Raw genomic sequence first — 15,095 nt, 5'->3', positions numbered from 1 at the left:
AGGAGATTTTTTATGAAAAATGAAATCATTGTATATACCATTTCCGATTCAATAGGAGAAACTTCACAAAAATTATTAGCAGCTGTAACTGCTCAATTTCCAGATTTGGTATTCAACAACAGCTACCGTTTTTCTTTTGTTAACAAAGAAGAAGAGTTAGTTGATATATTAAATGACGCGTTAAAAGATGATGCAGTAGTAGTTAGCACATTAGTTGATAACCATTTAGCTAATGTTGCTAAAGACTTCAGTAAGCGAACAAAGTTACATTACTTGGATTTAATGAATCCCTTTTTTGAGATTATTAAATCTAAAACAGGTTATACCCCCATAGAAGAACCTGGTATTGTACATAAGTTAGATACAGAATATTTTAATAAAATAGCAGCAATCGAATTTGCAGTAAAATATGATGATGGAAAGAACCCGCAAGGATTTCTTCAATCCGATGCTGTAATACTCGGTGTTTCCCGTACTTCCAAGACTCCTTTGAGTATGTATTTAGCCAATAAAGGTTATAAAGTATCAAATTTACCACTTATACCTGAAGTCCCCTTACCTACCATATTAGAGAAGCTAGAGGGGCGGAAGATAATCGGCTTGATTTGTAATCCAGAAAAACTATCCAGAATCAGAAGTAATCGCTTAGATTCTTTAGGATTGAGTCACTCATCTAGTTATACAAATTTAGAAAGAATTTATGAAGAGCTAGAGTATTCAAAACAAGTATTTAAAAAGCATAATGCCTATGTTATTGATGTAACAGATAAATCAATTGAGGAAACAGCTTATCTAGTAGAAAAACATCTAAAAGAAGTAAGTATCCACTGGTAGAGCCGGTGGATACTTACTTCTTTTTGAATCAACGCATTCTCGATTATTCAATTACATGAAATAATGATCCGTTTTTTCCGATAAAACAATATTGCATACCAGCACTTATTCTTATTCCTCTATATTTCCACCTTCTTTTCTTAAGAAATTCAATGAATGACAAACAGCTTGAATTAGCCCAACTTCTCTTTGTAGTATGCTAACATTATATTGATTCTAAGAACAATTTTTAATTAATATAAGTAAAGAGAGATGATTTTTAGTGGAATTATCATTTTTAATGTTTGCATTAATTGGTGTTATTATTGGAATTCTATCAAGTATGTTTGGCTTTGGGGGTGGATTCGTAGTAGTTCCTATCCTATTTGCATTTTTACCAGATTCTATTCCAAGCGAATATTTAATGCATACAGCTATTGGTACATCATTAGCAGTTATGATTATAAATTCATTCAATTCAACATATAATCATGCGAAAAAAGGCAATGTGACATGGTCAGTCTTCAAACTATTAGTAGGGTATATTGCAATAGGTTCTTTAATAGGTGGTATGCTTGCAGTCTATATTGATAGCGATTTCCTTAGGTTTGCGTTCATTGGTCTCTTAATTTACGTTTTGGTTTCAAACATTTTCAAAAAATCATTCACCAGAGAGATTGATGAACAATCATTTCATATGCCTAAGCAAAGTTCAGCATCTTTTATTGGAATAGGCATTGGATTTCTTTCAACCTTGTTAGGTATTGGCGGAAGTACCATGACAATTCCTTACCTTAGAAATAGAGGTATGCGTATGATACACTCTGTAGCTCTGGCTACCCCATTAGGTCTGCCAATTGCTATCGTTGGAGCCCTTACTTATTTAATTACAGGAATACAGATAGATACAATGCCTTCATCCACTCTAGGGTTTATATACTTACCTGCGCTAATCGGGTTTACAATCGGTGGTTTTGTTGGCGTACCTATTGGAAGATCTTGGGCTCAAAAGTTATCTGACAAACTTTTTTCCAAAATATACTTAATTCTGCTGTTTATTGTGGTCATTATGATGATTACAAGCTAATTATGGAATAACATTATACATAGAGATATTTATTATAATATAACCAAGTTATCTCAGAAAATGTTCCCTACCAAAATTCAATGAACAAACAAAATTCCCTACCAAAATTGTTTCTTGGTAGGGTTTTTGGTAGGGAACCATATTATTTTATATAGTAATTGATCATTTTTTACAAGGTTAAATCCTTATAAATCGGTGTTCCCTCTTCAAATGTATTCTTATTCCCACTCAATCGTCGCAGGCGGCTTACTAGTAATGTCATACACGACGCGGTTAATATGGGCTACTTCATTAACGATTCTTGTCGAAATCACTTCTAGTACATCCCATGGCAGTCTTGCCCAGTCAGATGTCATTCCATCGATAGAAGTAACTGCTCGAATACCGATTGTATAATCATACGTACGTGCATCTCCCATAACTCCAACACTGCGGATATCAGGAAGGACAGTAAAGTATTGCCATACATCGCGTTCTAAGCCAGCTTTTTTAATTTCTTCGCGTAAAATGGCATCTGATTCACGGACGATTTCTAGTTTTTCTTCTGTAATAGCTCCTAATACACGAATCCCTAAACCTGGGCCCGGGAATGGCTGTCTCCACACAATATCATCAGCTATTCCTAATTCAGAACCTAAAGCACGTACTTCATCTTTAAATAGCGTATTTAAAGGTTCAATTAATTGGAATTGCATGTCTTCAGGAAGTCCGCCTACATTATGATGGGACTTAATGGTTTGTGCAGTAGCTGTACCACTTTCAATAATATCTGTGTAAAGAGTACCTTGTGCTAAGAAATCAATTCCTTCTAATTTTGCTGCTTCATCATCAAACACATAGATGAATTCATTTCCGATAATTTTTCGTTTTTTCTCAGGGTCACTTACACCTTCTAACTTAGACATAAAACGTTCTTTCGCATCTACTTTAATGACATTCATGTTAAAGCCTTCTGTGAAAGTTTTCATTACCCCTTCCGCTTCGCCTTTGCGAAGAAGTCCATGGTCTACAAATATACAGGTTAATTGATCGCCAATAGCTTTATGAATCAACACAGCAACAACAGAAGAATCTACTCCACCACTTAAGGCGCAAAGAACTTTCTTGTCGCCGACTGTCTGGCGAATTTTTTCCATTTCAATTTCAATGAAGTTCTCCATTGACCAGTCACCTTTGCAGCCACAAACACCGAATACAAAGTTTTTCAATAATTCATTTCCATATACAGAGTGACGTACTTCTGGGTGGAATTGAACAGCATATAATCCTTTTTCTTCATTACTCATCGAAGCAATCGGACAAGAAGCGCTTGTTGCATCAATTGTAAATCCAGCAGGAGCTTCGACCACTAAATCACCATGGCTCATCCAAACAATTTGTTCTGTTGGAAGGTCAGTGAATAACTTAGAGTTGTTTTCAATATTAATTGCTGCTTTTCCATATTCACGATGCTTTGCTTTTTCCACTTTTCCGGCAAAATGCTGGGTCATCAATTGCATTCCATAACAAATACCAAAAATAGGAAGTTCTAAATCGAATATTTTTTCATCTACGCCAAATGCATTTTCATCATATACACTATTAGGTCCGCCTGAAAAAATGATTCCAGAAGGGTTTAATTCCTTAATCTCTTCAGCTGTAATGGTATGTGGATGCAACTCACTATATACTCCAAATTCTCTTATTCTTCTTGTAATCAATTGATTATATTGACTACCAAAATCTAGGACAACGATCATTTCCTGACCTTCTATATGCGCTTTCCCCATTCCTATTCACCCCAACTACTCTATTTGAATTTCTCTTCTTACTATTTCCAAATACCTTCATTATTCATGTTTATCTTTTTCTCTTAATCAGATTTTGTTTTTTACAAAAAAGCTGATTTCGAAAGAAAACAACCACCTTTTATAAAATACCAACAAAAAAAGACTAGAATCCGCCTCAAATAAAAACGAAGGCAGAATTCTAGTCTTCTTCATAAAAGCTAAATAAATCAAAGACTTATCTGCCTTCATAGTCAGATCATTTAAGGCGACCCGGTAGAGACTCTCGAACCATATCATCGAGGATATATGAAGGAATTATATATAGATGTGAATATTGTAACAACATGTCGAATCGATGGTCAAGCTGTTGTTTTTTTAATTAAATTTTCCCACAATTCTTTCACATCTTCCCAAGTCTCTTTTTGTATATAACCTTTATACAGATATTCCTCATATTTAGCAGTCAATTGGCTCATTTCTTCACTTGAATAAATATGATCTATTTGCTTTGCATACTCTCTTAAGGTAATTTCTTCCTTCTTGCGGAGTCCGGCTATCTCTAGTAGATGCAGCAGCACCATATAAGCTTTCGGAAAATTAGCTTCCTCTGTTGTATTTCGGAATTTCCAAATGTAATAATAAGGAAGCCATTTATAGCGAAATTTATAGGCTGCTAATCCTGCTGTAATGATGATTACTAGAACTATAGTGACCCACTGCCAATTTTCTTTAGCAGTAGTTTTATAACTTTCCCATCCTTCTGTAGATGGTGATGCTTGCTCTATTGTTTGCTCTGGAGTTTCTGGTTTTTGCTCTGGCGTTTTTGGCTGTTGTGCCTTTTCCTCTGGTGTTTGTGTTTCATTATTCTCAGTATTTCGATTGCTTTCCACATCATTAATATACGTATTCGCATTAGAGAATCCTTGCGTTGGCTCAAAGGAAACCCAGCCTACTTCTGGAAAATAAACCTCTACCCATGAATGTGCATTATTATTTGTAACCTCATAGCGGCGAATATCCCCGTCCGCTTCTACAAATTCTCCCTCTGTAAAACCTTTAACCCATCTTGAGGGAATCCCAATAGAACGCAGCAGGGTAACCATAGAAGTCGAATAGTTATCACAATAACCCAGCTTTGTTTCAAATAAGAATTGATCCACATAATCCTCTTCCTCATTCGGGACTGCAACATTATTTTGACTATAAGCAAAACCATTAGAGGAGAAATAAGTTTCTATCGCACGTACCTTTGCAAATAGATTTTCATCATTTTTCGTTATATCAACAGCAAGATCTTTCACTCTTTGCGGCAATGAATCGGGAAGCTGAAGGTAGCGTTTCACCATGTCTGGATTATTTCTTATAAAGTCTTCCATATCAGCTGTTGTTAACGCATTTAGACTGTATTCCGGCACATCAAATTTAACCGAGTAACTTTCTACATATCCATTAAAAACACCACGTTCATTCCCACTTTCAATTTCCATGAACGAATTAGCAGCAGATACTTCTTTTACCCCTAATGGGTATAGTAAATAAGAAAAGCCATTGGTAAATTGCACGGTGCTTTCAGACTCTGTCCGCTTCACATTTTCCCCTTCTACAAAAGAGACAAAAGGAATTTCGCCACCTTGATCTAATACTTCAAAGTTGTCCCGATTTAATTTTAAAGATTCCTCTGATTGGACCCAGCCTTTTCCGGTATAAGTATCTTTCGTTTCTACCTTCCAATAATGAGGCTCTTCTACCTCCGCAACAAAGACCAAGGAAGAATCACCAATAAAGTCTCCCCCTAACCTCGAATCATCGACACTATAACCAACTCGATGAACACCGCTTCCTGGAATATCTCCGTCCTCTTCTCCTCCTTTATCCCCCATTGTCTGGATAAAAGGAACAGGATCTGGCCAAATAGGATCTGCCTTTGGTGATAAGTAGCCAATCCCAGCACTTCCAATTACGAATAAAAGTAAAGGAATCATCCATTTTACGATCGAACTGTTAGTATTTCTAGCTCCTTCTTTATCACTTAATCGAAAGAATGTTAACATGCCCATTGCTGTAAAACCTATGATTACCGTACGAATAATTGCCGCATCAGCACTATAAATCGTAAAAGTATCTAATACGGTAATATAAATAATTGTCAGCAAAAAGAATGTAAAAATCTTTCTTCGCTTAATTAGCCAATAATCAATTAAATACGCCATCAGCCATAATAAAATGAAACAGAGACTGCTTTTAAACATATTTGTCATTTCCGGCCACTTTGTATTAAATACCAATGCTAAATTATCGATAAATTCGGCTGCAAAAGGTTGAATCCATTGAAAAGTAAAAAATGATTCCTCATAATATAAATATTGAAGAATAAATATAATATAAACAGTCTTTAATGTGCCGCTTACCCAGCTCGGTGTCCGGAAAAAGGCTAACAATAAAGATAACGCAAGAAATAAGTGAAAAACAATCACATTCTCTGTATTCGTTAATGCTTCCAACGGTCCGAGCCATTCACAAATTAATAAAAAACCTAAAATATATAATAAAAAATTGGCAATTGTGATATGTTGTTTGCTATAGGGTGTTCCCATTTATGCCACCCCCTCTCCAAGAGCCTCTTTAAATCTCCCCTTAGAAACAGGAATGATTCGAATGCCCTTTTTTCCAGCAAATGCACTTAATGTTCTTTCTTCATTAGATAAACCTTCCTTTTGTCCCGTGATGGTAAATATCACAATATTATATCTTTTACTTGCCAACCACCCAGCTTTATCTATAAGTTCTCTCGTTACTTGGGAAGTAATTAACATGATAGTGGCCTGTGGGGGCAATTGACTACTTTCATTATCTAAAACCTCTGCTAATGTGATTTCCTTTGTAGTACGTACTTTCGCTAAATGATGGAGAAGGTATTGTTGGTGACTTTCCCCTCCTCTTATTGGAAAAATTTTACGATCCGTATCTACCGATAATAAGCCTACTTGCGCACCTTTTTTTAAAATAGCTCGAATGATAGAAGCGGTGAAAGACACTGTCGTTTCCATTCTTTTATTTTCTTGGCAATCCATCACAATCATAATGTCATGCGACTGCTTTTGTTCAAATTCCTTTGTCATCATATTATTGCGCCTTGCACTTGCTTTCCAGTTAATCCATGAAAAGCGGTCACCTGGCTGATACTCTCTCACACCAACTGCCATTGTCGTATCTCGCTGCACTCGCTCCTTCGATGAAGTCATTCCCTGCTCATAGTGATTTTCCAGCGGTTTATATATCATTTCTTCAATAGGAGGATACACTAGAATCCGTTCTACTTGAATATAGACCTTCTCCTTCTCAATCAGACCTAAAGGGTCGCCTAATTGGAGACAGATTTGATCAAATACATGCTCTCCTCTTGGCAACTCCTTCACTGTATAATTAAAGCGTAGTCTCCGCTTTAATCCAGGCATTAGCATTCTCTTTTCTTCTATTTTCTGCCCCACTGTGGAACTAAAGGAATCTCTCACCACCATATAAAAAACAGGAAAAAACGAGTTTCTCGTTAATTCAATTTCTACATGCATTTCTTCTTTCGCACTATATTCATATTTCAAAATCTTTCGTTTCACTTGCCAATCCCGCATTGGATAGACTGCAATAAAAAGACCATATAAAGCAAATGGTAAAAAACTATAAAATAAAAACCAGCTTACAAACCCACCTTGAAACATAGCATAGGAAAATACCATCACTATTAATAAAAATAGCAAAATTAATTTCCAAATCCGATTTAATTTTTGCAAAGATCTTTTCATTACTTCACTAACCTTTGTACCGGGACAGATACTTGCCCAATAATTCGATTAATAATTTCTTCTGCTGTTATCCCATCGAACTTTGTTTCTGATTTTAAAATCATTCGATGAGCAAAAACAGCTTTTACTAAGAATTGCACATCATCTGGGATGACATAATCTCTTCCTTGAATAAAGGCATAGCTTTGTGATGCTCTCATTAATGCAATGGAACCCCTCGGACTGACCCCTAGATAAACACTCGCATTTTCTCTTGTTGCAGTAGCGAGTTCCACAATGTATTTTTTAATCGTCTCATCCACATACACTTGTCTTACTTCATTTTGAAGAGTAAGTAACTCATCTAAGCTAACAACTGACTCTAATTTTTCAATTGGCGCTGCTACTTGGACTCTAGTTAACACTTCTATTTCTTCTTCTACAGTTGGATATCCCATATTCATTTTCAATAAGAAGCGATCTAATTGTGCTTCTGGTAGAGGATAGGTTCCTTCATATTCAATTGGGTTCTGGGTTGCCATAACAAAGAATGGCTTTTGTAACTGATGTGTCACACCATCAATCGTTACACTACTTTCCTCCATCGCTTCCAAAAGAGCTGACTGAGTCTTTGGAGATGTCCGATTTATTTCATCAGCTAGAATAATATTTCCCATGATTGGTCCTGGCACGAATTGAAATTCTAGCTCTTTCGGGTTATAAATAGACACTCCCGTTACATCAGAAGGTAAGAGGTCTGGAGTGAATTGAATTCTACGAAAATTAGCTCCCACTGATTTCGCTAAAGCTCGCACCATCATTGTTTTCCCAACTCCTGGAACATCTTCCAATAAAACATGCCCTTGGGCAAGCAAAGCAATTAAACTCAGTTCTGCTACATCCCTTTTCCCAATCATCACCTTTTCGATATTACCGATTATTCTGTTAATTGCCAAACTATGATTTCCTGCCATTCTTCTCCTCCTGTTGCATTTCTAGTAACTTGCTAGTTTATGTGATTGTTACGACCCTATCTTTCAACTAAGCAATCATTTTCTTACTAGTAACCAATCGATTCTTTTCATCTAGCTTCTATATCTAGCATTGCCATTTTTTAAGATAAAAATTCCTGTGGATTTAAACCTAATTCTCGACAAATTTCTGTCACCACTTGTTTTTCCCTTTGATCGAAATGACCATCTGCATATCCAATCGCAATACAATACCGAGCTACAAGTCTAGCAATCTCTGGCTTTGAACGAACTTTTCCTAGTGCTCGAAAGCTTTCAGCTCTACCAATAATTTGATCATATTCTATTTTTCGGACAAAGTAATTAAATTGCTGAATTACTTTATTTGTATCAAAAACACGTAATTCCTCACTTTGATGGATAAACTCCATCATTTTTTGTTCTTCTGCATGGTCTAGCCTTCCATCAGCCATTCCTACTAATGCACATGCAGCGACAACAGCGTCAAGTACATCTGGATTTTTATAGCGCATAAAGAGATCTCTAGCTCTTTGTTTCTGCTGCCTTCCCCATTCAGCATAATCCGTCTGAGATGGAGACCAACTATAGCCACAACTATTGCAAGTTATTTTCAGCTGTCCTTTTCCGATAAATCCACCTAATAAACCGACAGGTCCTAAAATCAATCCTCCAATTGCCGCTTTGCCAATTCCGAAGCCTTTTTCGCCGGTACGGACATTTGTACTTCTACATCTTATACACTGCATATGATCACTAGAATAAGCGTCATTAACAGCATCTTGTCCATACATTTGTGGATTTCTATTAGTATAAGACTGTTGCCAGTTTGGCTGATAAGCCCCGCTACTTGAAGCCGGATAAGTTTGCGTTTCAAATGACTGGTAGTAAGGCCTATTAGGTTCTTGATAAGCTTGTTGGATAGAATCATTAGGATAGGCAGGTGCTTGGGGTTCATCATCAACTGTTACTCCAAAATTGCTGCATAAGGCAGCTAACCCACCTTGAAAGCCACTTCCGACAGCATTAAATTTCCATTCTCCGTGATGTCGGTATAGCTCTGCTGCAACAATAGCAGTTTCAACTGTATAATCTCTTCCAAGATTAAAACGAAGAAGTTCTACTTGATCTCCCTCATTAAATACTCTGACATAGGCATTAGATATTTGTCCAAAATTTTGTCCTTTATTATAAGCGTCATGAATGGTAATGGTAAAAGCAATGCGTTGAATAGTGGAAGGTACTTGGGATAAATCCACTCGAATTTGTTCATCGTCCATTCTGCCATGCCCGTTCCGGTTATCTCCACTATATACTACCGATCCATTAGGACCAGTTGGATTATTATAAAATATAAAATCATTATCACTCCATACTTTATGATTATCGCCCAACAAAAAAGCTGACGCATCTAAATCATAGTTGGCACCATGCTGATTGATATCCCAGCCTAAACCAATTACTACATTCCTTAACCCAGGATGTGATTTTGTCAAATCTATCTTTTGACCCTTGCTTAGCATAACCCCCACAAAGAACCTCTCCTTTTTTACATTCAAATTCTTCCAACTATCGATACCTATTATTTTACAGCATTATCTAGGTAATTGTACGTATATTCATTTACAGTTATATTACAACTACCCCTTTTACGATATAAAACATGAAAAAGTTTCTTCTTTTAGCAACTCCTTATTATCCTTTTTCTTTCTATACCTTTTCTCTTCTAATTTGTAATTTTTTTTGGAGGTTTGTCATAAAAAAGATAAAGTAGACATGTTTGTCATGAATTTGGTAGGTTCGTAACGGTTATTTAACCGAACAAAATTCACTTGTACTGTAGAATGGAATAGGTAAAGGAGTTGTTATGTATGTTATTGGGTTCCCTTATTTGTAAGATACGAAAATATCATAAATATAATTATTATTACAGTGGTATATGCATCACTTGCGGAGAAGTAAGAAAAGAATACGAGAAAGTACAAGAAGACACCATAGAGGAACAAGCAGAGGAAAAAGATATTACAGATCGATCGATTACACAGTAATCATTTATCATATAAAATTCTATCCCTTCTTCATTTAAGGCTTTGTTCAATGAATCGTTTTGGCAAAAAAATAAATACTTTCTAAACAATATTTTACTTGAACAAAGCCTAAATGATTTAACTTATCTTCAATAATTAAAACTTCTATCAGCGGGAGGTTCTTCCTCCGCACTGATGGTTATATTTGGACCACTAATGGAATAACTAACGATTAACAACTCTTTGTATATGAATAGCTAAATATAACTTTTCATTATCTGTTAAAGAATAATTGAATTGACTTTCAATATATTCATTTATTTTTTCCGTGCATCTAAAGGCTTCTCTATGCTTATGTTTCACCATTTCGAATAGATATGGATCATCATCATCCATGTATGTCTTGCTATAGAGCCTTTGTGCAAAGAACTTCAAATGAGTAAGAAATCGAAAATAGTTTAAAGAGTCCTCATCAAATTCCATCTTATAATGGTATTTAACAATATTTAATATATTTTGCATAACCTTTGTGATGTTTGCAATATTAGGCATTTCTTGACTCAGGTCTGAATTAACTAGATGCATTGCAATAAAACCAGCTTCATCTTCTGGCAGCTCAATACCTAATTTCTCTTTCATTAGTTGAATGGTCTCTAATCCAATAGCAAACTCTTCCTTATAAAACCTTTTTATTTCCCATAATAAAGCGTTCTTAATTTCAAACCCCTTTTGGATTCTCTGAACAGCAAAATGCAAATGATCGGTTAAAGAGATATAAAAACTATCATTTAACTTTCTGCCTAGCCTGCTGCTAGCAATCTTAATGACTTCCTCTGTGATTTCGATATATTCAACAGGTACTTCATATAAAAGTGTTTTAAACTTTTCCGACATATCATTATTTTTCAAAGCAAATACTTTTTCTATTTTTGCTTCTTCCACTAAATCACCAGGCTTCTTTTGAAAAGCTATACCTCTACCCATTACTACTAATTCTTCGTCTTGTTCATTAAACGCAGCAATTACATTATTGTTATATACTTTTTCTATTTTCATTTGACCACCTGTAGTTTAATATGGCTTTTTTTCCTTATCATGGATAAGTGATCGTGATAATGGTTTAAAAATAGGAAAGAAGGAAAGCTGAAAAATCAACTTTCCTATTTCCAATTATACATTCTCTCCATTAGAGGCTATAACCTCTTTATACCAATCAAAGCTTTTTTTCTTTGATCGCTCTAATGTTCCGTTCCCTTCGTTATCTTTATCTACATAAATATAGCCATAGCGTTTTTTCATTTCACCAGTAGAGGCACTTACAATATCAATTGGCCCCCAGCTCGTATATCCGATCATTTCTACACCATCCTCTATGGCCTCAGACATTTCTAACACATGCTTTCGTAGATAATCTATCCGATAATCATCCTTTACCTCTCCATCTTCCGAAGGAATGTCGACAGCACCTAACCCATTTTCTACTACAAATAGTGGCTTTTGATAGCGATCATACAATTGATTTGCAGTGATACGGAAACCTTTAGGATCAATCGTCCAACCCCATTCCGACTTTTCCAAGTATGGATTTTCAATAGAACCAAACACATTGCCCGAAGTCTGCTTATTGACCTCTGGATTTGTACTTGTCGTACGACTTGCATAATAACTAAAGCCTATATAGTCAACCGTATACTTCTCTAATAACGCTTCATCCTGCTCTTCCATTTCAATCTTTAAATTCTTATCTCGGAAAAACCTTTTCGCATAGCCAGGATATTTCCCACGAGATTGAACGTCTATGAAAAAGAAAGAATCTCTATCTTTTTCCATTGCATCCAAGACATCATCTGGATTACAGGAATATGGATATGTTTGACCCGCCGCCAGCATGCAGCCAATTTTCATATCAGGATTAATCTCATGTCCAGCCTTTACAGCTAAGCTGCTAGCAACCAATTGATGATGGGCTGCTTGATATTTCACTTGAAGCTTATCTTCTCCTTCTTCAAATACCAAACCTGCTCCAACAAACGGTAAATGTAAAAGCATATTGATTTCATTAAAGGTCATCCAATATTTCACTTTATCCTTATATCGCTCAAATAAGGTAGTTGCATATTTTTCAAAGAAATCGACTAATTTACGATTTTTCCAGCTGCCATAATTCTTTACTAAATTTATTGGTACATCAAAATGAGCAATGGTTACGACTGGCTCGATTCCATATTTTAAGAGCTCATCGAAAACATTATCATAAAATTTCAATCCCGCTTCATTTGGAGTAGCGTCATCTCCGTTTGGAAAAATTCTTGCCCATGAAATTGATAAGCGCAATGCTTTAAATCCCATTTCTGCAAATAAAGCAATATCTTCTTTATAACGATGATAAAAATCAATCGCTTCATGTGAAGGGTAAAATTCTCCTTCAAGTGGTTGATAGGAAGGAAGCTTCCCCATCATAATTTCAAATCTTTTATCACCAGTTGGTAATAAATCAACAGTAGTTAACCCCTTTCCATCCTCTAAATAGGCTCCTTCTGCTTGATTAGCGGCAATTGCACCGCCCCATAAAAAACCTTTTGGAAATGCCATAATGTCTCATCCTTTCTCCTAATTCTTGCTTATTTTTACTTAGTTTCGAGGTGGAATAAAGAATCTCCTTGTTGAATCTGTTTTTTATCTGTCATCTCTAAATGAAACTCTCTATAATTTGTAATCACAATTGGTGTTGTTAAAAGCTTGCCTGAATTTGCTATTTCATCCATATCAAATTCAATAAGTAATTGTCCTTTTTTCACTAACTCACCTTGTGTAGTGTGTACAATAAAATGTTTGCCTTCTAATTGAACAGTATCCATTCCGATATGAATCAAAATATCTGCACCAGTATCTGTTGTAATCCCAATTGCATGTTTCGTCGGAAATAAAGCAGAAACCGTCCCATCAGCAGGAGCATATAATTTCCCTTCACTTGGTTCAATAGCGATACCATGGCCAAGTGCACCAGATGCGAATGCTTCATCTTTTACTTCTGATAAAGGTTTTACCTCTCCCTTTAGAGGGCTTAGCACTTCCTCTTTTTCTACCTTTGTTGCTGCTACTTGGTTCGATGCTGTAGTATTTCCTGTTGAATTTTGTCCTTTGTTAATGCCGCCAAAGAACAATGTCAATAAGAACGCTACGATAAAGCCAACTGTGATGGAAATAACTGCTCCCCATAAGTTCATATTGATTCCCTCAGGTGTAATATAAGAAGGAAGACCAAAAATTCCAAGACCGCCAACGATATAACCCTTTATATCTGTTAACCCGGCAATAGCACCACCAATACTTGCAGCAATACAACTAATAATAAATGGTTTCTTTAAAGGTAAGGTAATTCCATAAATAGCTGGCTCCGTTACACCAAAGATACCGGAAATAAACGCTGGATAACTCAATGTTTTTAACTTTTGATTTTTTGTCTTGATCAAAATTGCAAGAACTGCCCCAATCTGTGCAAAAGACGCTGCGAAGACAGGAGATAAAATCGTATCATAGCCAAGTGTCGCTACATTGTTGATAGAAATTGGTACTAATCCCCAATGAAGACCGAAAATAACAATCACTTGCCAGAATCCACCTAACAATAATCCTGCAATAACGGGGCTTAAATTATATAAGTATAAAGATCCTTGACCAATTAATGTACTTGCCCATGTTGCAATCGGGCCAATAACAAGAAATGTAACTGGAACTACAATCACTAATGTAAATAATGGCACAATAAATGTTTTCACTACATCTGGAATTACACTTCTTAGCCATTTCTCTACTTTAGATGCAAAGAATGTCGATAAAATAATTGGGATAACCGAAGACGAATAACTCATTAAAATTACTGGTATCCCTAAAAACGTAACATGGACTGGCGATTCAAATAATGTACCTCCAAACAAAGTATATAATGGATCACCTGTCGTTAAAGTGGATAAGGTTGGATAAACTAATGCAGCCCCTATCGCCATTCCAATAAACGGTGTTCCACCAAATTTTTTAATCGCTGTATATCCTAAGAAAATTGGTAAGAAATAAAATAGTGCGTCACCTGTGGCATTTAGAATTTGATAAGTACCAGATGATTCCGTTAACAATTTTGTTGATAGAAATAGTGCATTAAACCCTTTAATCATCCCTGAAGCTGCTAAAATACCAAGAACTGGCGTAAAAATACTTGAGATCATGTCGATAAATCGATTGAAAAGTGAACCTTTAGGACCTTCCTCTTCCTCTACAGGCTGTTGGTTTTGGAAACCCCCTACTGAAACAACTGCTTTGTATACATCGGGAACATGGTTGCCGATAACGACTTGATATTGACCGCCGCTTTTCATGACAGTTACAACATCATCCATATTTTTTAGGACTTCTGTATTCGCTTTACTTTCATCTTTAAGCTTAAAGCGAAGACGTGTAATACAGTGCACAACACTGGAAACGTTTTCTTTTCCACCTACATTGGCAATAATATCCTTTGCTAATTGCTCATATTTCATTTTTTTACCCTTCCTTCAGCTATGGAATTTGGTTTTTACAAATAAAAAAACCTGACCTGACTAAAATACACGCAAAACAATAGCATGTTCTTCTAG

At 35.8% G+C, this 15,095-nt stretch carries 11 protein-coding genes and 1 riboswitch; of the genes, 3 read left to right on the top strand and 8 right to left on the bottom strand.

Going from position 1 to position 15,095, the window contains the following annotated elements; genetic code table 11:
- Nucleotides 1-12 precede the first annotated feature (12 nt).
- Both NX902_RS02750 and NX902_RS02745 read left to right on the top strand, forming a co-directional pair.
- A complete protein-coding gene (locus tag NX902_RS02750; protein WP_123260026.1) occupies nt 13-834 on the top strand; it encodes a pyruvate, water dikinase regulatory protein in 822 nt (273 codons plus the stop codon).
- 262 nt (nt 835-1,096) lie between these two features.
- Nucleotides 1,097-1,900 (top strand): sulfite exporter TauE/SafE family protein, encoded by an 804-nt coding sequence (locus tag NX902_RS02745; protein WP_095333055.1) that lies wholly within the window; start codon nt 1,097-1,099, stop codon nt 1,898-1,900.
- Between the two features lie 218 nt (nt 1,901-2,118).
- On the opposite strand, the gene guaA is transcribed toward NX902_RS02745, so the two are convergent.
- From guaA to NX902_RS02720, 5 genes are all read right to left on the bottom strand, one after another.
- Nucleotides 2,119-3,669 carry a glutamine-hydrolyzing GMP synthase gene (gene guaA / locus NX902_RS02740; protein WP_095333053.1) on the bottom strand — a complete coding sequence of 517 codons (1,551 nt, stop codon included), beginning with the start codon at nt 3,667-3,669 and terminating at the stop codon, nt 2,119-2,121.
- A 228-nt stretch (nt 3,670-3,897) separates the two neighbouring features.
- Nucleotides 3,898-3,999: riboswitch (purine riboswitch) on the bottom strand.
- A 29-nt stretch (nt 4,000-4,028) separates the two neighbouring features.
- Complete coding sequence (locus NX902_RS02735; protein WP_163187721.1) at nt 4,029-6,263, bottom strand: transglutaminase TgpA family protein; 2,235 nt, start codon at nt 6,261-6,263, stop codon at nt 4,029-4,031.
- Nucleotides 6,264-7,469, bottom strand: a complete 1,206-nt coding sequence (locus NX902_RS02730) for a DUF58 domain-containing protein (RefSeq protein WP_123258830.1) — start codon at nt 7,467-7,469, stop codon at nt 6,264-6,266.
- Nucleotides 7,469-8,422 (bottom strand): AAA family ATPase, encoded by a 954-nt coding sequence (locus NX902_RS02725; RefSeq protein ID WP_163187719.1) that lies wholly within the window; start codon nt 8,420-8,422, stop codon nt 7,469-7,471. The genes NX902_RS02730 and NX902_RS02725 overlap by 1 nt, the downstream gene beginning before the upstream one ends.
- Nucleotides 8,423-8,562: 140 nt before the next feature.
- Nucleotides 8,563-9,969, bottom strand: a complete 1,407-nt coding sequence (locus NX902_RS02720) for a TerD family protein (protein WP_123260029.1) — start codon at nt 9,967-9,969, stop codon at nt 8,563-8,565.
- Between the two features lie 339 nt (nt 9,970-10,308).
- On the opposite strand from NX902_RS02720, the gene NX902_RS02715 reads away from it, so the two are divergent.
- Nucleotides 10,309-10,485, top strand: a complete 177-nt coding sequence (locus NX902_RS02715) for a hypothetical protein (protein ID WP_163187717.1) — start codon at nt 10,309-10,311, stop codon at nt 10,483-10,485.
- 204 nt (nt 10,486-10,689) lie between these two features.
- Here the strand turns inward: NX902_RS02715 and licT are convergent, their stop codons facing one another.
- The 3 genes from licT to NX902_RS02700 form a co-directional block, all read right to left on the bottom strand.
- Complete coding sequence (gene licT / locus NX902_RS02710; protein WP_095333043.1) at nt 10,690-11,520, bottom strand: BglG family transcription antiterminator LicT; 831 nt, start codon at nt 11,518-11,520, stop codon at nt 10,690-10,692.
- Nucleotides 11,521-11,634: 114 nt separating this feature from the next.
- The gene (locus NX902_RS02705; protein WP_095333041.1) at nt 11,635-13,056 is read right to left on the bottom strand and encodes a 6-phospho-beta-glucosidase; all 1,422 of its coding nucleotides are present in this window, start codon (nt 13,054-13,056) and stop codon (nt 11,635-11,637) included.
- Between the two features lie 35 nt (nt 13,057-13,091).
- Nucleotides 13,092-14,999 (bottom strand): beta-glucoside-specific PTS transporter subunit IIABC, encoded by a 1,908-nt coding sequence (locus NX902_RS02700; RefSeq protein WP_095333039.1) that lies wholly within the window; start codon nt 14,997-14,999, stop codon nt 13,092-13,094.
- Between the last annotated feature and the right edge of the window lie 96 nt (nt 15,000-15,095).

Source organism: Niallia sp. FSL W8-0954, from assembly GCF_038005605.1.
Classification (GTDB): domain Bacteria; phylum Bacillota; class Bacilli; order Bacillales; family Cytobacillaceae; genus Niallia; species Niallia circulans_A.
Note: the sequence above shows the minus strand (reverse complement) of the source record. Positions and strands in the feature narration are given on the sequence as shown.

What these genes read in the sequence shown, in the direction of transcription:
- NX902_RS02750 (WP_123260026.1), top strand. Translation starts at nt 13, where the DNA reads ATGAAAAATGAAATCATTGTATATACCATTTCCGATTCAATAGGAGAA.
- guaA (WP_095333053.1), bottom strand. Translation starts at nt 3,669, where the DNA reads ATGGGGAAAGCGCATATAGAAGGTCAGGAAATGATCGTTGTCCTAGAT.
- NX902_RS02735 (WP_163187721.1), bottom strand. Translation starts at nt 6,263, where the DNA reads ATGGGAACACCCTATAGCAAACAACATATCACAATTGCCAATTTTTTA.
- NX902_RS02730 (WP_123258830.1), bottom strand. Translation starts at nt 7,469, where the DNA reads ATGAAAAGATCTTTGCAAAAATTAAATCGGATTTGGAAATTAATTTTG.
- NX902_RS02725 (WP_163187719.1), bottom strand. Translation starts at nt 8,422, where the DNA reads ATGGCAGGAAATCATAGTTTGGCAATTAACAGAATAATCGGTAATATC.
- NX902_RS02715 (WP_163187717.1), top strand. Translation starts at nt 10,309, where the DNA reads ATGTTATTGGGTTCCCTTATTTGTAAGATACGAAAATATCATAAATAT.
- licT (WP_095333043.1), bottom strand. Translation starts at nt 11,520, where the DNA reads ATGAAAATAGAAAAAGTATATAACAATAATGTAATTGCTGCGTTTAAT.
- NX902_RS02705 (WP_095333041.1), bottom strand. Translation starts at nt 13,056, where the DNA reads ATGGCATTTCCAAAAGGTTTTTTATGGGGCGGTGCAATTGCCGCTAAT.
- NX902_RS02700 (WP_095333039.1), bottom strand. Translation starts at nt 14,999, where the DNA reads ATGAAATATGAGCAATTAGCAAAGGATATTATTGCCAATGTAGGTGGA.